16 protein-coding genes are annotated in these 22,983 nt (G+C 69.2%); 10 read left to right on the plus strand and 6 right to left on the minus strand.

The genetic code is table 11. The features are described 5' to 3' along the window. Positions 1-86 precede the first annotated feature (86 nt). The 6 genes from G6N16_RS03480 to G6N16_RS03505 all read left to right on the plus strand — a co-directional run bounded on the left by G6N16_RS03480 (position 87) and on the right by G6N16_RS03505 (position 7,128). Positions 87-1,199, plus strand: a complete 1,113-nt coding sequence (locus G6N16_RS03480; RefSeq protein WP_083032437.1) for an ABC transporter substrate-binding protein — start codon at positions 87-89, stop codon at positions 1,197-1,199. 179 nt (positions 1,200-1,378) lie between these two features. Continuing rightward, positions 1,379-2,221, plus strand: coding sequence for an ABC transporter permease (locus G6N16_RS03485; protein WP_083032438.1), 843 nt, complete (start codon positions 1,379-1,381; stop codon positions 2,219-2,221). Beyond that, entirely contained in the window at positions 2,218-2,997 is a 780-nt protein-coding gene (locus tag G6N16_RS03490; RefSeq protein WP_083032440.1) for an ABC transporter permease, read from the plus strand. Before G6N16_RS03485 ends, G6N16_RS03490 begins: the two co-directional genes overlap by 4 nt. Continuing rightward, positions 2,997-4,043 carry an ABC transporter ATP-binding protein gene (locus G6N16_RS03495; RefSeq protein ID WP_083032441.1) on the plus strand — a complete coding sequence of 349 codons (1,047 nt, stop codon included), beginning with the start codon at positions 2,997-2,999 and terminating at the stop codon, positions 4,041-4,043. The genes G6N16_RS03490 and G6N16_RS03495 overlap by 1 nt, the downstream gene beginning before the upstream one ends. A gap of 62 nt (positions 4,044-4,105) precedes the next feature. Next, positions 4,106-5,797 carry a maltose alpha-D-glucosyltransferase gene (gene treS, locus G6N16_RS03500; RefSeq protein WP_234805954.1) on the plus strand — a complete coding sequence of 564 codons (1,692 nt, stop codon included), beginning with the start codon at positions 4,106-4,108 and terminating at the stop codon, positions 5,795-5,797. Between the two features lie 8 nt (positions 5,798-5,805). Next, positions 5,806-7,128 (plus strand): maltokinase N-terminal cap-like domain-containing protein, encoded by a 1,323-nt coding sequence (locus G6N16_RS03505; RefSeq protein WP_272937585.1) that lies wholly within the window; start codon positions 5,806-5,808, stop codon positions 7,126-7,128. 248 nt (positions 7,129-7,376) lie between these two features. Here G6N16_RS03505 and G6N16_RS03510 read toward each other — a convergent pair whose 3' ends face one another. Next, positions 7,377-7,916, minus strand: coding sequence for a hypothetical protein (locus tag G6N16_RS03510; protein ID WP_234805953.1), 540 nt, complete (start codon positions 7,914-7,916; stop codon positions 7,377-7,379). Positions 7,917-8,650: 734 nt separating this feature from the next. Here G6N16_RS03510 and recC point away from each other — a divergent pair. The 3 genes from recC to recD are packed head-to-tail and all read left to right on the plus strand — an operon-like array spanning position 8,651 to position 17,264. Further along, positions 8,651-11,977, plus strand: coding sequence for an exodeoxyribonuclease V subunit gamma (gene recC, locus G6N16_RS03515; RefSeq protein ID WP_163787758.1), 3,327 nt, complete (start codon positions 8,651-8,653; stop codon positions 11,975-11,977). Next, entirely contained in the window at positions 11,977-15,414 is a 3,438-nt protein-coding gene (locus G6N16_RS03520) for a UvrD-helicase domain-containing protein (protein WP_083033187.1), read from the plus strand. Before recC ends, G6N16_RS03520 begins: the two co-directional genes overlap by 1 nt. Next, positions 15,411-17,264 carry an exodeoxyribonuclease V subunit alpha gene (gene recD, locus G6N16_RS03525; protein WP_083033188.1) on the plus strand — a complete coding sequence of 618 codons (1,854 nt, stop codon included), beginning with the start codon at positions 15,411-15,413 and terminating at the stop codon, positions 17,262-17,264. Before G6N16_RS03520 ends, recD begins: the two co-directional genes overlap by 4 nt. Positions 17,265-17,322: 58 nt before the next feature. Here recD and G6N16_RS03530 read toward each other — a convergent pair whose 3' ends face one another. Next, positions 17,323-18,324: an esterase family protein gene (locus G6N16_RS03530; protein WP_083033190.1), complete on the minus strand. Its 1,002-nt coding sequence runs from the start codon at positions 18,322-18,324 to the stop codon at positions 17,323-17,325. Positions 18,325-18,451: 127 nt separating this feature from the next. Then, positions 18,452-19,663 carry a low temperature requirement protein A gene (locus G6N16_RS03535; protein WP_083033212.1) on the minus strand — a complete coding sequence of 404 codons (1,212 nt, stop codon included), beginning with the start codon at positions 19,661-19,663 and terminating at the stop codon, positions 18,452-18,454. Between the two features lie 147 nt (positions 19,664-19,810). On the opposite strand from G6N16_RS03535, the gene G6N16_RS03540 reads away from it, so the two are divergent. Then, positions 19,811-20,509, plus strand: coding sequence for a sensor domain-containing protein (locus G6N16_RS03540; RefSeq protein WP_083033191.1), 699 nt, complete (start codon positions 19,811-19,813; stop codon positions 20,507-20,509). Positions 20,510-20,519: 10 nt separating this feature from the next. Here G6N16_RS03540 and G6N16_RS03545 read toward each other — a convergent pair whose 3' ends face one another. The 3 genes from G6N16_RS03545 to G6N16_RS03555 are packed head-to-tail and all read right to left on the minus strand — an operon-like array spanning position 20,520 to position 22,952. After that, on the minus strand, positions 20,520-21,329 hold the full coding sequence (locus G6N16_RS03545) for an ABC transporter permease (RefSeq protein WP_083033193.1): 810 nt from the start codon (positions 21,327-21,329) through the stop codon (positions 20,520-20,522). Beyond that, complete coding sequence (locus G6N16_RS03550) at positions 21,319-22,128, minus strand: ATP-binding cassette domain-containing protein (RefSeq protein WP_083033194.1); 810 nt, start codon at positions 22,126-22,128, stop codon at positions 21,319-21,321. Before G6N16_RS03550 ends, G6N16_RS03545 begins: the two co-directional genes overlap by 11 nt. After that, positions 22,125-22,952, minus strand: a complete 828-nt coding sequence (locus tag G6N16_RS03555; RefSeq protein WP_083033196.1) for an SDR family NAD(P)-dependent oxidoreductase — start codon at positions 22,950-22,952, stop codon at positions 22,125-22,127. The genes G6N16_RS03550 and G6N16_RS03555 overlap by 4 nt, the downstream gene beginning before the upstream one ends. Positions 22,953-22,983 lie beyond the last annotated feature (31 nt).

Genomic DNA, 22,983 nt, shown 5'->3' on the forward strand with positions numbered 1-22,983 from the left:
TCACCCTCGGGTGAGGGACCTTTTCGATATCCGGCGCCGGCCCGGGTGATGTCGTCGCCGGCGCTCGATTGTGTTTGGCTAGAGGCATGAGATTTCCCCGGCTTCGCGCCGTCGCCGCGGCCGCCGCGGCGCTGACCCTGATCCTGACGGGTTGCAGCCCCCCGTCGCACGACAACGACCGCGGCCCGGCCGCCACCGCCACTTCCGCGGCCGATCTGGGGGGACTCGACGGATTGATCGCCAAGGCCAAGGCCGAGGGGGAACTCAACGTCATCGCGCTGCCGACCCGGTGGGCCAACTACGGCGAGATCATTGACGCGTTCACCGCCAAGTACGGCATCAAGGTCAACTCCGCGCTGCCGGACGCCAACAGCCAGGAGGAGATCAACGCAGCCGTCCAGCAGCGTGGCAAGAAGACCGCCCCCGACGTGTTCGACCTCGGGCAGGCCGTCACCCTGGCCAACGTCGACAAGTTCGCGCCGTACAAGGTCGCGACGTTCGCCGACATTGCCGACAAGCTGAAGGATTCCGAGGGCCGCTGGGTCGCCGACTACGGCGGCTTCATGTCGATCGGCTACGACTCCGCCAAGGTGCCCACTGTGGGTTCCGTGGCTGACCTGCTGAAACCCGAGTTCAAGGGCAAGGTCGCCCTCAACGGCGACCCCACCCAGGCCGGCGCCGGGTTCTCCGGCGTGCTGATGGCCTCGCTGGCCCGCGGTGGGTCGGCCGATGACATCGGACCCGGCGTGGACTTCTTCCGGGATCTCAACCAGGCGGGCAACTTCCTGCCGGTCGACCCCACCCCGGCGACCATCGAAGCCGGCCAGACGCCGGTGGTGATCGACTGGAACTATCTCAATGGCGCCGAGACCGAGCAGGTGCCGACGTGGCGGGTGTTCGTGCCCAACGACGCCGCGGTGGCCGGTTACTACTTCCAGGCCATCAATGCCGACGCCCCGCATCCGGCCGCCGCCCGGCTCTGGCAGGAGTTCCTGTTCAGCGACGAGGGGCAGAACCTGTTCGCCCACAGCGGGGTGCGGCCGGTGCGCGCCGACGTCATGATGATCAACCGGACCCTGGACCGCAAGGCCTTCGAAACGATGGTCACCATCGACGGGCCGATCACCATCCCCACCGAGGACCAGGTGCGCGCCGCCACCGTCTACCTCGCCGACAATTGGGCCAAGGCCATAGGGTGATTCGGCGAGACTCGGTGGAGTGGACGGGAGCGCAGCGAGTGGCCGCGGAGCCGAGGGGAGGCCGGGATCACCCGCAGAAACATAGGGTGATTCGGCGAGACTCGGTGGAGTGGACGGGAGCGCAGCGAGTGGCCGCGGAGCCGAGGGGAAGCCGGGATCACCCGCAGAAGTATCGGCTGATGACGGTCCTTCGACGCGTGGTCGCGGCGGCTCCGCTGCTGCCGCTGCTGCTGTTCATCGCGGTATTCCTGGTGGTGCCGTCGGGAACCGTACTGATCAACGCGTTCGTCGACGACGGCTCGTTCACCTGGATCCATATCGAGGCGCTGTTCTCCTCCACCGCGCTGCACGCGCTGGGCCGCAGCCTGGCGCTGTCGGCGGCCAGCGCGGCGCTCGGGGCGGTGTTCGGCGGACTGCTGGCCTGGCTGATCGTCGCGCTGCGGCCCACCTCCCTGGTGCGGCGCGCGGCGCTCGCGCTGTCCGGTGTGCTGGCCCAGTTCGGCGGGGTGGCGCTGGCATTCGCCTACCAGGCCGCGCTCGGGCTCCTCACGCTGTGGGTGACGCAACTGTTCGGCGTGGATCTGGTGCCCGGTCGCTGGATGTACGGACCGGTCGGCCTGACCCTGGTCTATACCTTCTTCCAGATCCCGCTGATGGTGGTGATCTTTCTGCCGGCCCTGGAGGGGTTGCGACGACGGTGGCGTGAGGCGGCGGTCAACCTCGGAGCGACGGAATGGCAGTACTGGCGCGAGGTCGCCGTCCCGGTGCTGTGGCCGGTGTTCCTCGGCTCGACGCTGCTGCTGTTCGCCAACGCCTTCGCCGCCTATGCGACGGCGGCCGCCCTGATCAGCCAGGGCAACCTGATCCTGCCGCTGCTGATCCGCTCGGCGCTGACCAGCGAGGTGGTCCTCGGCCAGACCGGGATGGCCTATGCGCTGGCACTGGAGATGATCGTCGTCGTCGGCGCGGTGATGTTCGGCTACACCCGTCTGGTCCGGCGTACCGCGCGGTGGCTGTCATGATCAGGGAGCGGTGGATCCGCGGCAGTCTGGCGCTGGGGTTCGCGGTCTTCTTTCTGTTCCCGCTGTTCGCCATGGCCGACTTCTCCACCCGCGACCTGCGCACGGGCGGACGGACCCTGGCGTCCTGGCGGAACTTGGTATCCGACCCGGCGATGCTCGACGCCATCGGCGCCTCGCTAGGGCTGGCGGCGCTGACCTCCCTGGTGCTGCTGGTGGTGCTGTTGCCGACACTGATCTGGGTGCGGCTGCGCGCCCGGTGGGCCCAGGGGCCGCTGGAATTCCTTTGCCTGCTGCCGCTGGTGGTGCCGGCGCTGGTGATCGTGGTCGGACTGCGCAACGTCTACCTGTGGATCGCCTACCTGCTCGGTGACTCTCCGCTAACCCTGACGTTCGTGTACGTGGTGCTGGTGCTGCCGTTCGGCTACCGGGCGTTGGACACGGCGCTGGCCGGGGTCGATCTGCGGACCCTGGTGGAGGCGGCCCGTTCGCTCGGCGCCGGCTGGACGACTACCGTCGTACGCGTGGTGATCCCCAACATCTGGTCGGGAATCCTTGCCGCCGCTTTCATTTCGACCGCCGTCGTGCTGGGTGAATACACCATCGCGTCGCTGCTCACCTTCCACACGCTGCCGGTCGAGATCGTGGCGGTCGGTGGGACCGACGGCCGGACCTCGATCGCGGCGTCGCTGGCGGTACTACTGTTCGGTTTCGCGCTGCTGCTGGGCCTGACGCTGTTGACCGGCGGGCGGCGCCGACGGAACTCGGCGGGGGTGTGATGACTGCGCGCCAATCGGTTTCGGTGGACGTGGTCGACCTCGGCCGGCAGTATGGGACAGTCCGCGCGCTCGACGGGTTGACGCTGCGAATCGAACCGGGTGAACTGGTCGCGCTGCTGGGCCCGTCGGGCTGCGGTAAGACCACCGCGCTGCGCATCGTGGCCGGCCTCGACGAACCGAGCACCGGCTCGGTGTATCTGGACGGCGTCGACGTCACCCGGGTGCCGGCCAACAAGCGGGACATGGGCATGGTGTTCCAGGCCTACAGTCTCTTTCCGCATCTGAGCGCGCTCGACAACGTCGCCTTCGGACTGAAGGTCCGCGGCCGCGGTGCCACGCAGCGACGCCGGCGTGCGGGCGAGATGCTGGACTTGGTCGGGCTTTCCGGGCACGCCGACAAGTTCGCCGATCAACTCTCCGGTGGCGAACAGCAGCGAGTGGCGCTGGCCCGGGCGCTGGCGATCGAACCCCGGGTGTTGCTGCTCGACGAACCGCTGTCGGCGCTGGACGCCAAGGTGCGTGCTCAACTGCGCGAACAGATGCGCCACTTGCAGTTGGAACTGGGCATCACCACCCTGTTCGTCACCCACGATCAGGAGGAGGCGCTGGCGCTGGCGGACCGGGTCGCGGTGATGAATGACGGTAGGCTTGAACAGATCGACACCCCAGCCGAGTTGTACGCGCATCCGGCCACCCCGTTCGTGGCCGACTTCGTCGGGTTGTCCAACTACATTCCCGCCCGGGTGATCGACGGTAAGGCCTGGGTGCTCGGCGTCGCGCTGCCGTTGCGCGCGGGGTCGATCGAAGCCGGGCCGGGTCTGGCGATGGTGCGTCCGGAGGCTTTGGCGCTGCGCCCAGTCCAGGACGGCCCCGGCGTCGTGGAATCCAACGCCTTCCTCGGGCCGATCTCCCGGGTGCACGTCGTGCTGCCCGACGCAACCCTGCTGATCGCCGAACTGGGCAGCGCCCGGGCTCGCGACTTTCCGCCGGGAACCCGGGTGAAGGTCGGTGTCCGGCCGGCGCCGGTACTGGTGGTGGCGCCGTGACGGTCGCGGACCGGGACACCGAGGTGGTGGCGGCCGACGACACGGTCGCCGCCGAGGGCGCGGTGGCCGAGACCGCGCGGATCCTGCCCACCGACCGCACCTGGTTCAAGAAGGCGGTGTTCTACGAGGTGCTGGTGCGCGCCTTCCAGGACTCCAACGCCGACGGCTGCGGCGACCTGCGCGGCCTCATCGAGCGCCTCGACTACCTGAAATGGCTTGGTGTCGACTGCCTCTGGCTGCCGCCGTTCTACGATTCCCCGCTGCGCGACGGGGGCTACGACATCCGGGATTTCAACCGGGTGCTGCCCGAGTTCGGCACCGTGGAGGACTTCGTCGCCCTGCTCGACGCCGCCCACGCCCTGGGGATCCGGGTGATCACCGACCTGGTGATGAACCACACCTCCGACACCCACCGGTGGTTCCAGGAGTCCCGCCGTGATCCCGACGGGCCCTACGGCGACTTCTACGTGTGGAGCGACACCGCCGACCGGTACGCCGAAGCGCGCATCATCTTCGTCGACACCGAGGAATCCAACTGGACCTTCGACCCACTGCGCAAACAGTTCTACTGGCATCGGTTCTTCTCCCACCAGCCCGACCTCAACTACGACAATCCGGCCGTCGCTGACGCGATGATCGACGTACTTCGATTCTGGCTCGGTTTGGGCATCGACGGATTCCGACTGGACGCCGTGCCCTACCTGTTCGAGCGGGAGGGCACCAACTGCGAGAACCTGCCGGAAACACACGCGTTTTTGAAGCGCTGCCGAAAGGTGGTGGACGAGGAATTCCCCGGGCGGGTGCTGCTCGCCGAGGCCAATCAGTGGCCCTCGGATGTCGTCGAGTACTTCGGCGACCCGGCCACCGGCGGCGACGAATGCCACATGGCTTTCCACTTCCCGCTGATGCCAAGGATTTTCATGGCGGTGCGCCGTGAGTCGCGGATCCCGATCTCGGAGATCCTGGCCCAGACGCCGCCGATCCCGGCGATGGCCCAGTGGGGCATCTTCCTGCGCAACCACGACGAGCTGACCCTGGAGATGGTCACCGACGAGGAACGCGACTACATGTACGCCGAGTACGCGACCGACCCGCGGATGAAGGCCAATGTGGGTATCCGGCGTCGGCTGGCCCCACTGCTGGAGAACGACCGCAACCAGATCGAGTTGTTCACCGCTCTGCTGCTGTCGCTGCCCGGTTCGCCGGTGCTGTACTACGGCGACGAGATCGGCATGGGCGACATCATCTGGCTCGGTGACCGCGACGGCGTGCGCACCCCCATGCAGTGGACGCCGGACCGCAACGCGGGATTCTCCACCGCCACCCCGGGTCGGCTCTATCTGCCGCCGAACCAGGACGCCGTGTACGGCTATCAGGCAGTCAATGTCGAAGCGCAGCGGGACAATTCGTCGTCACTGCTGAACTGGACCCGGCGCATGCTGGGGGTTCGCCGCCGCCACGCCGCGTTTGCGGTGGGACACTTCGGCGAGCTCGGTGGCTCCAACCCGTCGGTACTGGTGTTCGTGCGCGAGCACCGCGCCGATGTGGTGCTGTGCGTGAACAACCTGTCCCGGTTCCCGCAGGCGATCGAGCTGGACCTGCAGACCTGGGCCGGCTACACACCGGTGGAACTGACTGGGCGCGTTCAGTTCCCGCGGATCGGGCAACTGCCGTATCTGCTGACGTTGCCCGGTCACGGTTTCTACTGGTTCGAACTGCTGAACCTCGGGGCGCCGGAGGAGGCCACAACGTGAGCGCGCAAGTGAACCTGCCATGGATGAGCTGGCTGCCGAACCAACGCTGGTACGCCGGGCGGGGACGGACGCTGACCTCGGCGGAACCGGGCGTCGTCGTCCCGCTCGGAGACCGCCTGGACCTGGTGCTCGTCGATGTCGAATACACCGACGGCGGCACCGAGCGCTACCAGGTGTTCGTCGGGTGGGACGGGGAACCGCTGGCCGAGTACACTGCGCAGGCGACCATCGGATCCGACGGCGACCGCCTCGGTTGCGACGCACTGTACGACCCGGAGGCCGCGGCGTACCTGCTGTCGCTGTTCGCCGAGTCGGCGACCCGGGGAAGGGTGAGATTCTCCGCGGAGCCCGGTGTGGCACTGGATGTTTCGGCCCCGGCGCGGGTGTCGACCGCCGAGCAGAGCAACACCAGCGTCATCTATCACCAGCACGCGATCCTCAAGGTGTTTCGCCGGGTGGTGCCCGGGATCAACCCGGACGTCGAATTGAACCGGGCGCTCGGCCGGGCGGGCAGCCGCCACGTCGCCCGGTTGCTGGGATCGTATGAGACGGTGTGGTCGGGGCAGCCGTGCCCGCTGGGCATGCTCACCGAGTTCGCCGTCAACGCCGCCGAGGGCTGGCGGATGGCCACGGCCAGCTCGCGCGACCTATACGCCGAGGGTGACCTCTACGCCGACGAGGTGGGCGGCGACTTCGCCGGGGAATCCCACCGCCTGGGGATGGCCGTCGCCGACGTGCACACCATGCTGGCGGGTGAACTCGGCTCTGCGGTAGGGGAATTCCCGGTGGACGAGGCGCTGCGCCGACTGGCCGCCGATGTGGAGCGGGCACCGCAGCTGGGCGAGTTCGCCGCGGGATCGCGGGCACGGTTCGAGGCGCTGGCCGGCGTCCCGATCACCGTGCAGCGGGTACACGGCGATCTGCACCTGGGGCAGGTGCTGCGGACCCCGGAGCATTGGCTGGTCATCGATTTCGAGGGGGAGCCGGGCACCCCGTTGGACCAGCGCAGCCGGCCCGATTCGGTGCTGCGCGATGTGGCCGGAATGCTGCGTTCGTTCGAGTACGCGGCGTATCAGCCGTTGATCGGCCAGGGCGGTGACCCGCGGGACAAGCAGTGGGCGGCCCGGGCGCGGGAGTGGACCGGTCGTAACCGAGAGGCGTTCTGCGACGGCTATGCCGAACTCGCGCAGTGGGATCCGCGCGAACACGCCGAGGCGCTGGCCGCCTACGAGCTGGACAAGGCGCTGTATGAAACGGCCTACGAGGCGCGGTACCGGCCGACCTGGCTGCCGATTCCGCTGCAGGCGGTCGCCGATCTCGTCGGGCGCTGAGCCACCTTCGGGCCCTGCTGCGAAAGTGGCTGGTGTTGAGGTCTCGGTGTGCGGTCGGGAGTGCGTCGGGCCGGTTCTTGGGCGTCGGCAGTGCGTTGAGCGTGTTCGGGAGTGCGGTGAGCGTGGTTTCGGGCGTCGAGAGTGCGCTCAGCCGTGGTTGCCGGATCGGCAGTGCAGTGAGCTTGCCGACAAGGCCCGATTCGGGCGAAAGGGCCGCGCCCAGTGCACTCCCGATGCGAAGAACGTCCCTAGATGAGGGTGCGGGTGCAGTACGTCCGCGCCGGTGAGGGATAGGGCCAGACGTGATCGGCGCCGGTCTGCGGGCAGGCGGTCCGGTCGTGGGTGTCGAGGCGTTTGGTGATCTGGACCAGCAGCCCGGCCTCGGGCGGGGCGGCGCAGTTGCTGCGGGCCAGGGTGCCGATCGGCATGTTCAGCAGGTAGCAGTGCTCGGCGACCAGGTTGGGCACCAGGCACAGAGTGTTGGAGTCGGAGTCGGCCCGCTGGTACTCCGGGCTCGGGCAGGTGTTGCCGGCCGCGACGACGGCGCCGACGGTGTAGCTGGGGTCCTCGGTGCAGGACGCGGGCTGGGCCTGGCCCGGCTCGGCGGGGCTGTTCGCGGCCGCAACGGTGACGCAGCCACCGACGGTGAACGACTGGGCCCGCTGGCTGTTGTCGGTAGTGGTGCGTAGGGCATGCAAGGCGGTGATCATGGCGGCCGCCAGCGCGACGGCGGCCACCGCGACGACCGCGATGGTGACCGGTGTGCGTCGCGCGCCGGAGGAACTCATTCCTAGAGACTGCCAGACGCAGTCACACCTGTCTCAACAACCCCATAACACACATTGGTGTAATTCGCTGGAAGGCGCGCCGGGTGGTGTGTCGGCGCAGGTAATGGTGATCGAAACTCACGCCTGGGCTGCTGGCGTCGCAGCGGCACAGCCCGGGTGTCGATCTCGATGCAAAACGCCCGCGCGCAACAGCCCTGACGTCGATCTCGGCGAGTTGGCCACCGGGGAACCGCCAGGGTGTGAATGGCGTGGTTCGCGGTGAGCGCATACGGTGAGCGCACTTCACTGTGCGGTGAAGCTGGCGCATCGCGGTGACGTCAGAAGTGGACCCCAGGAGATCCTGCCGGAAGACAGGGCCTGGGGTCCGAGCCTTTCATGGGTGGGTTTTCGGCATCGTCGCGGAAGACTGGATCAGTGAGTATGAGTCCGGATTACCGCAGCGAAGCTCGGTGACTGCTCCGCAGCACGCGTCAGCGATCCATAGCATCGGTTCTGCGGGTCCGTCGACGTGTTCGAGGTGCAGGCGACCTCCGATGCATGTTTTCTGCGCAGGTTGTCGAGGGTGGTCTGGTCTCTCCGGGCGTCTTTGTAGCCGCGTGATTCGCTGATCGCCTGATCAATGCCGGGGTGACAGAGGACTTCGGCCCGAAGCCCGCCTGTGGATAGATTCGGCCGGCGGCAGATAGTGACTGGCCCGTCGTTCCTGTCGGAGGGCCCCGATAGATTTGCCAGCGATGGCATTTCATCTGCACCGCGCGGAGCGCACCGATCTGCTCGCCCAGGGGCTGGGGGAGCTGCTCGCCACGCCTCCTGACGATCCGTTCGGGATGGACCTGGTGCTGGTGCCGGCCCGCGGTGTGGAGCGGTGGCTCAGCCAGCGGCTCTCCCACCTGCTGGGCGCAACCCGCGGCAACGACGGGGTGTGCGCGGCGGTGCAGTTCCGGTCCCCGGGGTCGCTGATCGCCGAACTCACCGGCGCGGACGATCACGATCCCTGGTCCCCAGACGCCCTGACCTGGCCGCTGCTGCGCGTCATCGACGACGCCCTGGCCGCCGACGCCGGCCAACCGTGGTGTGCGGCACTGGCCGCCCACCTCGGAGCCACCGCCGAGGGCGAGGAAGCCGAACTGCGCCGCGGCCGCCGCTACGCCGTCGCCCGTCGTATCGCCGGCCTGTTCGCCTCCTACGGCTACCAGCGCCCCGCGCTGCTGGCCGACTGGGCGGCCGGCCGCGACACCGACGGCGCGGGCGATCCGCTGCCCAAAGACCTGAGCTGGCAACCGATCCTGTGGCGCCGACTCGTCGACCAAGTCCGAGCCTCTCCACCAGATGAGAGGCACCGCGACACCGTCACCAGGCTGCGGGCCGGCGCACTCGACCTGCCACAGCGACTGTCGCTGTTCGGCCACACCCGGCTGTCGGCCACCGACATCGAACTGCTCGACGCCCTCGCCGTTCACCACGAGCTGCACCTGTGGCTGCCGCATCCCAGCGACGTGCTGTGGCAGCACCTGGCCGACGACAAAGAAACCGTGCGCCGACGCACCGACACCAGCCACCGCAGCGTCGGGCACCCGCTGCTGGCCACCCTCGGCCGCGACTTGCGCGAACTGCAGCGCGCCCTGCCCGCCGGCATCGACGACGACCACCGCGAACTCGCCGACCGCCCGGACACGCTGCTGTCCTGGCTGCAATCCGACCTGGCCGCCGATGCGGTGCGTCCGCAGGGCCGTACGCACCGGTCCGAAGACCGCTCGGTGCAGGTGCACAGCTGCCACGGTCCGGCCCGCCAGATCGAGGCGCTGCGCGAGGTCCTGCTCGGGCTGCTCGCCGACGACGACACCCTCGAACCCCGCGACATCCTGGTGATGTGCCCCGACATCGAACGATTCGCCCCGCTGTTCGTGGCGGACTTCGGCCTCGGGGACCTCACCGGGCGCGCCAACGGAACCGACATCCACGCGCACCCCGCCCACCGGCTGCGGCTGCAACTGGCCGATCGGGCGCTCAGCCAGACCAACCCGCTGCTCGGCGTCGCCGAGACCCTGCTCGCCATGGCCGGCGGCCGCGCCACCGCCACCGAACTGCTCGACCTCGCGCAGCAGCCACCGGTACGTGCCCGATTCGGCTTCACCGACGACGACCTGGAGACACTGGTCGAGTGGGTGCGCACCTCGGGCATCCGGTGGGGCATTGACGCCGAACACCGCCGGCCCTACGGCCTGGACGCCATCCTGCACAACACCTGGCGCTTCGGCCTGGACCGCATCCTGTCCGGCGTCGCCATGTCCGCCGACGCCCCCGGCTGGATCGGCACCACCCTGCCCCTCGACGACGTCGGCAGCAACCGGGTGGACCTGGCCGGCCGGTTCGCCGAATACTGCGACCGGCTCGCCGGCACCCTCGGTGCGTTGTCGGGCACCGCACCCCTGCACGACTGGCTGACCACCCTGCGCCACGGCGTCGACGCTCTCACCCGCGCCGTCGGCGACGACGCCTGGCAGCACGGGCAACTCGACCGCGAACTCGCCGCCGTCGCCACCGCCGCCGCGGGCCACGAGAACACCGAACTACGCCTCGGCGACGTCCGCGCGCTGCTGCGCGACCACCTGGTCGGCCGACCCACCCGCGCCAACTTCCGCACCGGCGCCATCACCGTGTGCACCATGACCCCGATGCGCTCGGTGCCGCACCGGGTGATCTGCCTGGTCGGCCTGGACGACGGCGTGTTCCCGCGCGCAGCGACCGACGACGGCGACGACGTCCTGGCTCGCGACCCGCTGACCGGGGAACGCGACCGGCGCAGTGAGGACCGCCAACTGCTCCTCGACGCCATCGGCGCGGCCACCGACACCCTGGTCATCACCTACACCGGCGCCGACGAGGTCACCGGTCAGGAACACCAGCCCGCCGTCCCGCTGGCCGAACTGCTCGACGCGCTGGACCGCACCACCGGGAAACCGGTCCGCGAGGCGATTCGCGTCGAGCACCCGCTGCTGCCGTTCGATCCTCGCAACGTCACCCCGGGAACCCTGGTCCCCGGCAAGCCGTTCAGCTTCGACCCGGCCGCCCTGGCCGGAGCCCGGGCCGCCGCCATCCGACCCCGACCGACCCCACCGCCGTTCCTGTCCGGACCGCTGCCGACCCCGCCGCCCGGTGACATCGAACTCGACGCCCTGCTGAGCTTCTACCGCGACCCGATCCGCGGCTTCTTCCGGGAACTGGACTTCAACCTGGGCTGGGAGGCCGACGAGATCGCCGACGCCATCCCGGTTGAGATCGACGCGCTCACCGAATGGACTGTGGGCCAACGCATGCTGTCCGATCTGCTCAACGACATGGACCCCAAATCGGTACTGCAGGCCGAATGGCGCCGCGGCACCCTGCCGCCTGGACGGCTGGGCTGGCGACGCGCCGGCGAAATCCTCACCCTGGCAACCGCGTTAGCCGATGCCGCCCGACCGCATCGCAGCGCGGCACCGCGGTCCGTCGACGTCGATGTGGAGCTCGCGGGCGGCCGTCGCCTGACCGGAACCGTGACACCGCTGTACGGCAGTGGACTGCTGTCCGTCTCCTACTCGCGCCTGTCCGGAAAACAACTGCTGCAGGAGTGGATTCGGCTGCTGGCGGTCTCTGCGCAGCAACCCGGAACCCGGTTCACCGCCCGCTGCCTCGGTCGGGCCCGATCCCGCAACCCGGTGTCGGAGACCCTGCTCGCCTCCCCGGCCGATCCGATCGCGGTGCTGTCCGATCTGGTTGCCGTCTACGATGCCGGACGCATCGAACCGCTTCCGCTGCCGATCAAGACGTCGTATGCCTGGGCGCAGGCACGCCGCACCGCCGACGACGCCGAACAGCGTGCGAGGTGGGCCTGGTACACCGACAAATTCCCCGGCGAATGCGAAGACCCCGCCGTCCGCCGCGCCTGGGGCGACAACGGCTGGTCGGTGCTGCAGGCCGAACCCCGCCCCGGCGAACAGACACCCGGCGAGACCACCCGACTCGGTGGCTACGCCGCCCGGGTATGGGGCCCGCTGCTGGCCGCGGAGGAGATCGACTGATGCAGCCCTTCAACCTCCTCGACCCGCTGCCCGCACCCGGCACCACCCTGCTGCTGGAGGCCAGCGCCGGCACGGGCAAAACCTATGCGCTGGCCGCCATGGTCACCCGCTACATCGCCGAGGGCGCGGTCACCCTCGACCAGATGCTGCTGATCACCTTCACCCGCGCCGCAACCCGGGAACTGCGGGAACGGGTCCGCGGCCAACTGCTCGCCGCCGCCGAGGCATTCGAGGACCCGGAAACCGCCACCGGGGACCTTCTACCTGCCCTGCTCGACGTCGACGCACAAGAATTCGCCGCGCGCCGCAAACGCCTGCGCGACGCCCTGGCCGACTTCGACGACGCCAGTGTCACCACCACCCACGGCTTCTGTCAGATCGTGTTGAAATCGTTAGGTATCGCCGGTGATTCGGAATCCGGCGTCACCCTGGTGGACAACCTCGACGACCTCGCCGACGAGATCACCGACGACCTCTATCTGGCCGGCTTCGCCCAGAGCGCCGACCAGCCGACGCTGACCCGTGCCGAGGCGGGAAAACTCGCCAGGCACGTCATCGCCAACCCTGGCGTCGAATTACAGCCCGTCGCACCGCAACCCGGAACCGAGGCCGCCCTGCGCCGGGCATTCGCAGGCAGAGTGCTCGCCGAACTGGAGATCCGAAAACGCCGCAGCGGCATCCTCAGCTACGACGACCTGCTGAGCCGGCTGGCCACTGCCCTGGCCGATCCGCAGGCACCCGCCCGGGAACAGATGCGCCGGCGCTGGAAAGTGGTGATGGTCGACGAGTTCCAGGACACCGACCCGATCCAGTGGCAGATCCTGCACCGCGCGTTCGACGGGCACTCGACGCTGATTCTCATCGGTGATCCCAAGCAGGCCATCTACGCGTTCCGCGGCGCCGACGTGAACACTTACCTGCAGGCTGCGGCGACCGCGGGTATCCAGCGCACCCTGGACACCAACTGGCGCAGCGACGCGCGGCTTGTCGACGCCCTGGCGATACTGACCGGCGGTGCGGCACTGGGTGATCCGGCGATCGTCGTGCATCCGGTGAAGGCCAGCCACGACGGAGGACGGCTGGTGTACCCGTCGGGCGAGTCGGCACCGCCGATTCGACTACGTACCGCCGACCGCGCCCGGTTCCGGGTCAGAGACCGCAAGACGATCCGCATCGACTGGCTGCGTGAACACATCACCGCGGACCTGGTCGCCGATATCGGCCGCATGCTCGCCGACGGCACGAGGTTCGACGGTGAGCCGCTGACCGCCGGTGACATCGCCGTTCTCACCGAGAGCAACTTCGACGCCCGTCGTTGCCATGAAGCCCTACTGGCGGCGGGCATTCCGGCGGTCTACACCGGCGAGATCGACGTCTTCGATTCCGAGGCCGCCGACGACTGGCTGATCCTGCTGGAGGCATTCGACGCCCCGCACCGCTCCGGACTGGTCCGGGCGGCCGCCGCCACCATGTTCTTCGGGCACACCGCCAACACCCTCGCCGAGGGCGGGCCGGCACTGACCGATCGGATCGCCGACACCCTGCGGGAGTGGGCCGGGCACGCCCGGGACCGGGGGATCGCCGCGGTACTGGAAGCCGCGCTGCTCGACGGGATGGGGCAGCGGGTCCTCGGCTGCGTCGGCGGCGAACGCCGGATGACCGACCTGACCCAGCTGGCTCAGCTGCTCGGCGACGCCGCCCACCGCAACCGGCTGAGCCCGTCGGGCCTGCACGGCTGGCTGACCGAACAGCGCCGGGACCGCGGCGGAGCATCCGAACGACGCCGGCGGCTGGACAGCGACGCCCAGGCCGTGTCGGTCCTCACGGTGTGGGCCAGCAAGGGGCTGCAGTTCCCGGTGGTCTACCTGCCTTTCGCGTTCAACCGGCACCTGCACACCGACGACTATCCGCGCTATCACGACGATGCCGGACGGCGCTGCCTGTACATCGGGGGGGATGGGGGCCGGGAGCGTCGCGACGCCGACGGCATCGGGCGACGGGAATCGGCCGGCGAATCGCTGCGCGTCAACTACGTCGCGCTCACCCGGGCGCAGTCCCAGGTGGTCGCCTGGTGGGCGCCGGCCCGCGACGAACCCACCGGAGCGCTGTCTCGCCTGTTGCGCGGGCGGACACCGGGCGGCCCGGAAGTACCCGACGAATGCGACCCGGTGGACACCGACGACGCGGCCCGGACCATCCTCGATGACTGGCAGCGCCGCGGCGCGATCACCGTCGAAGACGCGGAGATTGCCGCGATACCAACCCCGGTTGAGCAACCCCCCGCGACCGGGCAGAGCGTGCGCCGGTTCACCCGCGGCCTCGATTCGGGCTGGCGACGCACCTCCTACAGCGGCCTGCTGCGCGCCGCCGAGGGCATGGTCGTCGCCACCGGAGTGGGCAGCGAACCCGTCGATGTCGGCAAGGACGACGAGCCGGGACCGTCCGTGATCAGCCCGGGCGGTTCGGCGAGCGTAGGCGGAGGTGGCGCGAGCGTAGCGAGTGCCGGCGGACCCGGAGTGAAACCGGGACCGTCCGTGATCAGCCCGGGGGCCCCGGAGGAGATCGCGGTGCCCGGCGGGACAGCGGACGCCCCGGTCTCGCCGATGGCCGACCTGGCCGCCGGCGCGGCCTTCGGCTCCCTGGTGCACGCGGTCCTGGAAAGCGCCGATCCGCAGGCACCGGACCTCGCCGCCGAACTCACCGAACAGGTTCGGGCCCACCAGCTGTGGTGGCCCTGCGACATCGACGCGTCTGACCTCGCCGAAGCGCTGGTCCCCATGCACGACACCCCACTCGGGCCGCTGGCTGACGGGCTGACGCTGCGCCAGATCGGCCGGCGTGACCGATTGCGTGAACTGGACTTCGAAATCCCCCTGGCCGGCGGGGATTCCATCACCGGTTCGAGCCCGCAGATCACCGTCGCGCAATTCGGTCAGGTGATCGCCGACGCGCTGGCGCCCGACGATCCGCTGGCCGGGTACGCCGCGCGGCTGCAGACACCGGAGCTGGGAGGGCAACCGCTGCGCGGCTACCTCTCTGGTTCCATCGACGCGGTGTTGAGAGTTCCCGGCCCCCGCTACCTGATCGTGGACTACAAGACCAACAGGCTCGGCGACCCGTCGCGGCCACTGACCGCCGCCGACTACGGGCCCCGACAACTCGTCGACGCCATGGAGCACTCCCACTACCCGCTGCAAGCGCTGCTGTATTCGGTGGTGCTGCACCGTTTCCTACGTTGGCGCCAACCCGGATACCGTCCCGAGCAGCACCTGGGCGGAGTGCTGTACCTGTTCCTGCGCGGTATGTGCGGACCCGACACCCCCGCGGTCGACGGCGTACCCGCGGGGGTGTTCAGCTGGCGCCCACCGGCGCGGCTCATCGAGGACCTCTCGGATCTGCTGGCCGCGAGCGAGGCCGACGGGCGGGTGAGCAGATGACTACCACCCCGAACACCGGCGTCCAGCAGATCGCGGCACCCGAGGACCCGTTCGACCGGCGCCTGGCACTGGCCGCGACCGGACTGTTGGCCGAATTCAACCGCGCCGGCATCCTCGACGCCGCCGACGTTCACGTCGCAACCCGGCTGTGCGCGCTGCGCCCGGCCGCAGGCAACCCTGCGGAGTCCGATCAGCTGGTGGCCCTGGCCGTGGCGTTGGCCGCCCGAGCGGTCCGCAACGGGTCGGTATGCGTGGATCTGGCCACCGTGCACCAGGATTCACCCGAGGGTCTGGCCTGGCCGGACCGCCACGGCTGGCTGGCTGCTATCCAGGCCAGCCCGCTGCTGGCGTCCGACATGCCGGTCCTGCGGCTCTACCGCGAGAACCTGCTCTATCTGGATCGCTACTGGCGCGAGGAGGAACAGGTCTGCCGGGATCTACTCGACCGGGTCGGCCCGGGACCCGGCGCGGATGAATCCGGCTCGACGGCAATCGAGTCCGGCCTGACCCGAGTCTTCTACCGGGACGGCTCCGACGAGCAACGCGAAGCGGCCCGGATCGCGCTGAACCAGGCCACCACGGTACTCACCGGCGGACCGGGGACCGGGAAGACCACCACGGTCGCGGGCCTGTTGGCGCTGTTGGTCGAGCAGGCTGAAGCCGCCGGCCGGCCACGGCCTCGAATCGCCCTGGCAGCACCCACCGGAAAGGCGTCCGCGAGGCTGCAGCAGGCCGTCGCCGCCGAAGTGGCGCTGCTCGACGACGCCGACCGCGACCGACTGCCGGAACTGCGCGCGGTCACCCTGCACCGGCTGCTCGGCGTGCGACCCGACTCCTCGGTACGGTTCCGCCACCACCGCGGCAATCGGCTGCCGCACGACGTCATCGTGGTCGACGAAACCTCGATGGTCTCGCTGACCATGATGGCCAGGCTGCTGGAGGCGGTACGCCCGGAAGCCCGGCTCATCCTGGTCGGCGACGCCGACCAGCTGACGTCGGTGGAGGCGGGTGCGGTGCTGGCCGACCTGGTCGACGGGCTCGGCGCTCGACCCGACACCCGGATCGCAAAACTGCTGACATCGCACCGATTCGGTTCCGATATCGGCGACCTCGCCGCCGCGATCCGCGCCGGCGACGCCGCGTCGACGCTGAGTCTGTTGCGCGGCGGGTCGCCGAGTATCGAGTTCGTCGAGGTCACCGACCCTGACGATCCCGTATCCACCGGAGTCGAACCGGCGGCCGCACTGCGCGATGTGCTGCTCCCGCACGCCCTGGCGGTGCGCGAGGCCGCTCTGTCCGGCGCCGACCCGGACACCGCGGACCGCGATGCGCTCGCGGTTCTCGACGGCCACCGGCTGCTGTGCGCGCACCGGGAGGGCCCGTTCGGGGTGTACCACTGGAACCGTCAGGTGGAACGCTGGCTTTCCGACGCCACCGGGGAGAACCTATGGGCACACTGGTATGCCGGACGTCCGATCCTGGTGACCGCCAACGACTATGGGGTGGGGCTGTACAACGGTGACACCGGGGTGACCGTCGCCCGGGACGGCATTTTGCGGGCGGTGATCGAAACCGACACGGGTCCCAAGACATTCGCCACAAGCCGGCTGTCCGACGTGGAGACCATGCACGCGATGACCATCCACAAGAGCCAGGGCAGTCAGGCCGCCGAGGTCACCGTGCTGCTGCCATCGGCGCAGTCCCGGCTGCTGACCCGCGAGCTGTTCTACACCGCGGTCACCCGCGCCAAGGACAAGGTCCGGGTGGTCGGCACCGAGGCGGGGGTGCGGGCAGCGCTGGAGCGCAGGGTGATTCGCGCGTCCGGCCTGCGCTATCGGCTGGTCGAATAGCCGCCCAATGCACTGCGGCCCCCACCGCAGAGGTGGAGGCCGCAGGCGAGGGGTTCGGTCAGCCGGCGACCGGAGTCCCGTTGAGCGTCTGCTGCAGATCGGGGATCATTTGCTGCAGCTGCTGGCCCCAGTAACCCCAGCTGTGCGTACCGTTGGCCGGGAAGTTGAAGACCCCGTTGCGGCCACCCGCGGCGATGTAGTTGTCGCGGAAGGTGACGTTGGTCCGCAGCGTCAGGCCCTCCAGGAACTGGGCGGCCATCAGGTTGCCGCCGTCGGCCCCGGCGTCGAGCTCCGACGGGGTGCCGGTGCCGCAGTAGATCCAGATGCGGGTGTTGTTGGCGACCAGCCGGCCCATGTTGACCATCGGGTCGTTGCGCTTCCAGGCCGGGTCCGCCGAGGTGCCCCACATGCTGTTGGCGTTGAACCCACCGGCGTCGTTCATCGCCAGCCCGATCAGCATCGGCCACCAGCCCTCGGACGGGTTGAGGAAGCCCGACAGCGACGCGGCGTAGGTGTACTGCTCCGGATGCCAGATGGCATAGGTCAGCGACGCCGACCCGGCCATCGAGATGCCGACGGCGGCGTTACCGGTCTGCGAGATGCCCTTGTTGGCGGCCAGCCAGCTGGACAGCTCCTGGGTCATGAAGGTTTCCCACTTGTAGGTGTAGGTCTGCCCGTTGCCCTGCGACGGCTGGTACCAGTCGGTGTAGAAGCTCGACTGTCCGCCGACCGGCATCACCAGCGACAGCCCCGAGCCGTGGAACCAGTCGAACGCCTCGGTGTTGATGTCCCAGCCGTTGTAGTCGTCCTGGGCGCGCAGCCCGTCGAGCAGGTAGACGGCGTGCGGGCCGCCGGGCTGGAACTGGACGCGAATGGTGCGTCCCATCGACGGCGACGGGACGTCCAGGTACTCCACCGGCAGTCCGGGCGTCGAGAACGCCCCGGCCGGCGCAGTCTGGCCGGCGATCCCCACCAGGGCGGGCAGTGCGGCGGCGGCCACGGCGGCGGTCGCCATCCGCCGCAGCGAAACCTTTGCGCGCAACTTCTCCACGAACTTCACGACTGAGCTCCTCCGTCATTCGTAATTACACGTCTGTGTTACCTACGTGACGAAAGTGAATCATGTGACCTGTGAGGTTCCCGTGCGGGAAACTCGGCAACCCGATCGCGGTTGGCTAACGATTACGTCACGGGGCCGAGGCCGCGCCGTCGCCGCTTTGTGACCCGGTGTGCAATCCGCCCAGTTCGTAGCCGACCACCACGACCAGCGGCGCCAGGTTGACCAGCAGCAGTCCGACCGGCATCGGCGCCCCGGCGGCAGTAGCCCCCACCGCGGCGGCCAGCCCGGCCATGCTCGCGGACACCATGGCCAGGTGCGCCCGGTCGAAGGTGCCGACCAGGTAGGCGTACATGGCGAATATCGCCAGGATGTACACCCCGACGGGTACCGCCACGGCGAGCAGCGTCTGCGTCGCGCTCAGCCGGGAATGACCCTCCAGATAGATGGCCGCGGTGTGCAGGCCGGCGCCGGTCGCCACGATCGCCCCGAAGATCACGATATGCCCGTAGCCGAATCCGAACGCCCGCTCCGGGCGCGCGTGCAGCGCGGGGGCGGCCGGAACGACGAAGTAGGTCCACCACAGCCCGAAGGTCAACGCCATGCCGGCCAGCGCGACCAGCGCGGCATCCAGGGTCCAGCCGTGTTCACCGACCACCGCCGACAGCGTGGCGACGGTGCCCACCACACCTTCGCCCAACGCGATGATGACCAGCAGGCTGTAACGCTCGGCGATGTGATGCGGATGCCACGGCGTGATCCCGCGAAACCGTTCGGCATACCAGGGGCCGGCGAATTCGACCAGCACCAGCACGGCATAGACGGTGAACGTCGCCGGCACCGAGGTGTGGACGAAAATCGCTGCGATCCAACCGATCTGCGCGACGGTGATGGTGACGGCATAGGTCACGCACGTCCTGCGCCGCGCTGGATCCGCGGCGGCCGCACGCAGCCACTGGGCGACCATGGCCAGCCGCATCACGACGTAGCCGGCGACCGCAATCCGGTTGTCGACGTGCTCGCCGGCGGCGATGGAGGAGTAGATCGGCGGAATACCCAGGGCCAGCACGATCACGCCGATCATCTGCAGCATCGTGGTCAGCCGGTACAGCCAGTCGTCGGTGTCATACGCGGAGGCGAACCAGCTGAAGTTGATCCACGCCCAGGACACGCCGAACGTCGAGAACGCGAAGCCGGCCACCGCCGCGCCGACGTGGCCGTCGGCCAGCAGATCGGCCAACTGCGCCGCCGACAACCCGAAGGCGATGACGAAGGTCAGGTCGAACAGCAACTCCAGCGGCGTCGCCACCCGGTTCTGCTCGTGCGGGTCGCGGCCGGTCATTCGGCGCAGCCGGTGGGAGGGCGCCGCGGTGACCGCCGGCTCGGGTTCGCTCACCCGGGTATCGTGCAACCGCCCGCCCGGGTCTGCAACAACCGGCGCGACGAGTTGGCGTCGGTTCGGGGCCCGGAACCGGGATAGGCTCGATTCGTGAAGGTGCGATCGATGTGCGCGGTGGCCGGTCTCGGCCTGTTGTTGACCGGCTGCACGACGATGGTTTCGGGCACGGCCCAGCCGGCCGACCACGACGGCCCGATCAAGGCGAAGCCGATCAGTGCCTCGGCGATGGCCGGCAAGCTGCTGGACACCTCCGAGGTCGCCGACATCGTCAAGACCAACGGGACGCTGATACAGCGCAGCACCTCCAGCACGATGGGGGACACCGGCGCGGTGGCCAAGAAGGAGTGCCGCGCCTCCTGGTCACCCATGCAGGAGGCCGCCTACAACGGCTCCGGCTGGTCGGATGCGCTGGCCAACACCTACGACGACGCTCCCGACGCCGACACCCGCCCGGAAAACGGCGTGGTCGAGGCCGTCGTACGGTTCGCCGACTCCGACGCCGCCGACACGTTCTTCACCAAGGCGAAGTCCTTGTGGTCGCAGTGCGCGGACCAGTCGGTGGTGTACGACGGTGACTCCAAGCGGATCTGGCGCTACAGCGCGATGACCGAGCCCGAAGGGGCCATCCAGATCAAACAGGCCGCCGAGGGCGCCGGCGGCTGGGGCTGTTCGCGGGTTCTGGGGGTGCGCAACAACATTGCGATCGACGTGATGCACTGCGCCACCGATCCGGCGGACCAGGGCGTCGCGGTGTTCAACGCAATCGCGGCGAACATCGAGAAGAGCTGAACCGCTCCGGTCAGCGCACCAGACGGCGCAACAGTGCCGACGCGCTGAGGATGCCCAGCAGGGCCGCGACCACCAGCACGCCGATATCGGCCCACAGGTTGCCCGGCGTACCGATGAGCAGCGCGCGCAAGGCATTGACCTGGTAACTCAGCGGATTCACCGCCGACAGTGCGCGCAGCCAGGACGGCATGATGTCCACCGGGTACAGCGCATTGGACGCGAAGAACAGAGGCATGGTGATCGCCTGCCCGATACCCATCAACCGGTCCCGGTTGCGCACCAGCCCGGCCAGCGTCATCGACAGGCAGGTGAAGAACATGGTGCCCAGCACCACCACGGCCATGGCCGCTAGGATGCGTAACGGGTTGACGGTCAACGGAATCCGCATCAGGTACGCGATCGCCAGGGTGCCGACCACCTGCGCCACCGACCGCACACCGCCGGCGAATGCCTTGCCGGTCACCAGGGCAGCCGGCGGTGCCGGGGTCACCATCAACTTCGCCAGGATGCCGGCGTCGCGGTCCCAGACGATCTGAATGCCGTAGAAGATCGCGATGAACAGGGCCGACTGGGCGATGATCCCCGGTGCCAGGAAGGCCAGGTAGGACACCGATCCGGTGTCGATCACCCGCAACTGGGAGAACGTCTGCCCGAAGATCAGCAACCAGAGCGCCGGTTGCACCATCCGCATCAGCAGTTCGGTCGGGTCTCGGCGCAGCTTCTGCAGTTCGACCAGTGCGAACGTGCCGACCTGGCCGGCCAGCGCGGTAACCCGACGCCGCCCCCGTGGAGCGGCGAGGACCACCGGCTCAGCCGGCACGACGGGCCACCCTCCGGCTGGCCCGCACGCCGCGGAAGCCCTCGCCGGTGTCGTCGGTGCTGAGATCGCGCCCGGCGTAGTGACGGAACACGTCCTCCAGCGTCGCCTGCGGTGTATCCAGCCCCGCCTTGAGTTCGGCCGGGGTGCCGACGGCCTGCAACCGACCGTGGTGCAGCAACGCCACCCGGTCACACAGTGCGTCGGCCTCCTCCATGTAGTGGGTGGTCAGCAGCACGGTCATACCGAAGTTCGCCTGCATTCCGCGCAGCTGCGTCCACAGTGATTCCCGGGCAATCGGATCCAGGCCGACGGTCGGCTCGTCGAGCAGCAGCAGGGCGGGCCGATTGACTAGGGCCTGGGCCAGCTCGAGGCGGCGCACCATGCCGCCGGAATAGCCGCCGGCCGGCCGATCGGCCACGTCCAGCAGGTTCATCGCGTCGAGCGCATGGGTGATCCGGTCGTCGCGGACACGCCGCGGGACGCCGTAGAGCCGCGCGAACCAGGCCACGTTCTGCCGGCCGGTCAACGCGGGCTCAATGGAAAGCTGTTGTGGCACATAGCCGATGTTGTAGCGGATGTCGGTCGGCGACCTCCGGGCGTCGAACCCCAGGATCGACAGCGTTCCCTGCTGGACGGGAGTCAGCGTCGCCAGCGTCTTGATGAAGGTGGACTTGCCGGCCCCGTTCGGGCCCAGCAGGCCGAACGTCTCGCCGCACTCGACAGACAGCGTCAAGTCGTCGACGGCGGTGAAATCCCCGTAGCGGTAGGTCAACTCGCGACAGTCAATGGCGGGAGTCACACCGTGTCTCCCGTCTCGTCCGGGCCCAACTGGTAGCCCGAGCGGTCGGCCCGGTGATACCAGCCGCCGGCCGCCTCAGTGCCGCCGTCGACGAACAGGGTCTGCCCGGTGAGGTAGCCGGACAGGTCCGAGGCCAGGAACACCGCGGCACCGGCCAGATCGTCGACGTGCCCGGGCCGGCCCAGCGGGATGATCCGGGCCAGCCGGTTCGAGGCCGCCGGGCTCTCCGACAGAGCGGCCAGCCCTTCGGTGATCGTGATGTCGGGCGCCAGGGCGTTGACCCGGATGCCGTGCGGGGCGAGCTCCAGCGCCGCGGTCTTGGTGTAGCTGATCACCCCGGCCTTGGCCGCGGCGTAGGCGGCGTAGCCCGGTGCGGCGCGCACGCCCTCGATCGAGGTGACGTTGATGACGGACCCGCCGAGCCCCGCGTCGACCAGCATGCGGGCCACCCGCTGCGTGCACAGCAGGACATGGTGCAGGTTGGACCGGTAGAGGGTGTTCCAGCCGTTCTCCGAGGTGTCCAGCAACGGCGAGGCGAAGGTGCCGCCGGCGTTGTTGACCAGGATCGTCGGCGCCCCGACGAGATCGCAGGTGCGGGCCAGGGCATCGTCGACGGCCGCGGCGTCCCGTACGTCCAGGGCCATCGGGACCGCACCGATGTCGGCGGCCGCTGCGGCGGCGGTGTCCGGGTTGCGCTCCCAGATCACCACCTGGGCGCCGAACGCGCGCAGACCGGCGGCGATGCCGCGACCGATGCCGGCCCCGGCGCCGGTCACCACCGCGACCCGCCCGGTCAGATCGGTCATTCCCGGGTCAATGGGCATCCGAACACCACCTCCGCACGATTTCCGCTTC

The organism is Mycolicibacterium insubricum, assembly GCF_010731615.1.
Lineage (GTDB): Bacteria > Actinomycetota > Actinomycetes > Mycobacteriales > Mycobacteriaceae > Mycobacterium > Mycobacterium insubricum.

Excerpts from the sequence above, each read along its gene's own strand:
- G6N16_RS03480 (WP_083032437.1), top strand. The coding sequence starts at position 87 with ATGAGATTTCCCCGGCTTCGCGCCGTCGCCGCGGCCGCCGCGGCGCTG.
- G6N16_RS03485 (WP_083032438.1), top strand. The coding sequence starts at position 1,379 with ATGACGGTCCTTCGACGCGTGGTCGCGGCGGCTCCGCTGCTGCCGCTG.
- G6N16_RS03490 (WP_083032440.1), top strand. The coding sequence starts at position 2,218 with ATGATCAGGGAGCGGTGGATCCGCGGCAGTCTGGCGCTGGGGTTCGCG.
- G6N16_RS03495 (WP_083032441.1), top strand. The coding sequence starts at position 2,997 with ATGACTGCGCGCCAATCGGTTTCGGTGGACGTGGTCGACCTCGGCCGG.
- G6N16_RS03510 (WP_234805953.1), bottom strand. The coding sequence starts at position 7,916 with ATGAGTTCCTCCGGCGCGCGACGCACACCGGTCACCATCGCGGTCGTC.
- recC (WP_163787758.1), top strand. The coding sequence starts at position 8,651 with ATGGCATTTCATCTGCACCGCGCGGAGCGCACCGATCTGCTCGCCCAG.
- G6N16_RS03520 (WP_083033187.1), top strand. The coding sequence starts at position 11,977 with ATGCAGCCCTTCAACCTCCTCGACCCGCTGCCCGCACCCGGCACCACC.
- recD (WP_083033188.1), top strand. The coding sequence starts at position 15,411 with ATGACTACCACCCCGAACACCGGCGTCCAGCAGATCGCGGCACCCGAG.
- G6N16_RS03535 (WP_083033212.1), bottom strand. The coding sequence starts at position 19,663 with ATGACCGGCCGCGACCCGCACGAGCAGAACCGGGTGGCGACGCCGCTG.
- G6N16_RS03555 (WP_083033196.1), bottom strand. The coding sequence starts at position 22,952 with ATGCCCATTGACCCGGGAATGACCGATCTGACCGGGCGGGTCGCGGTG.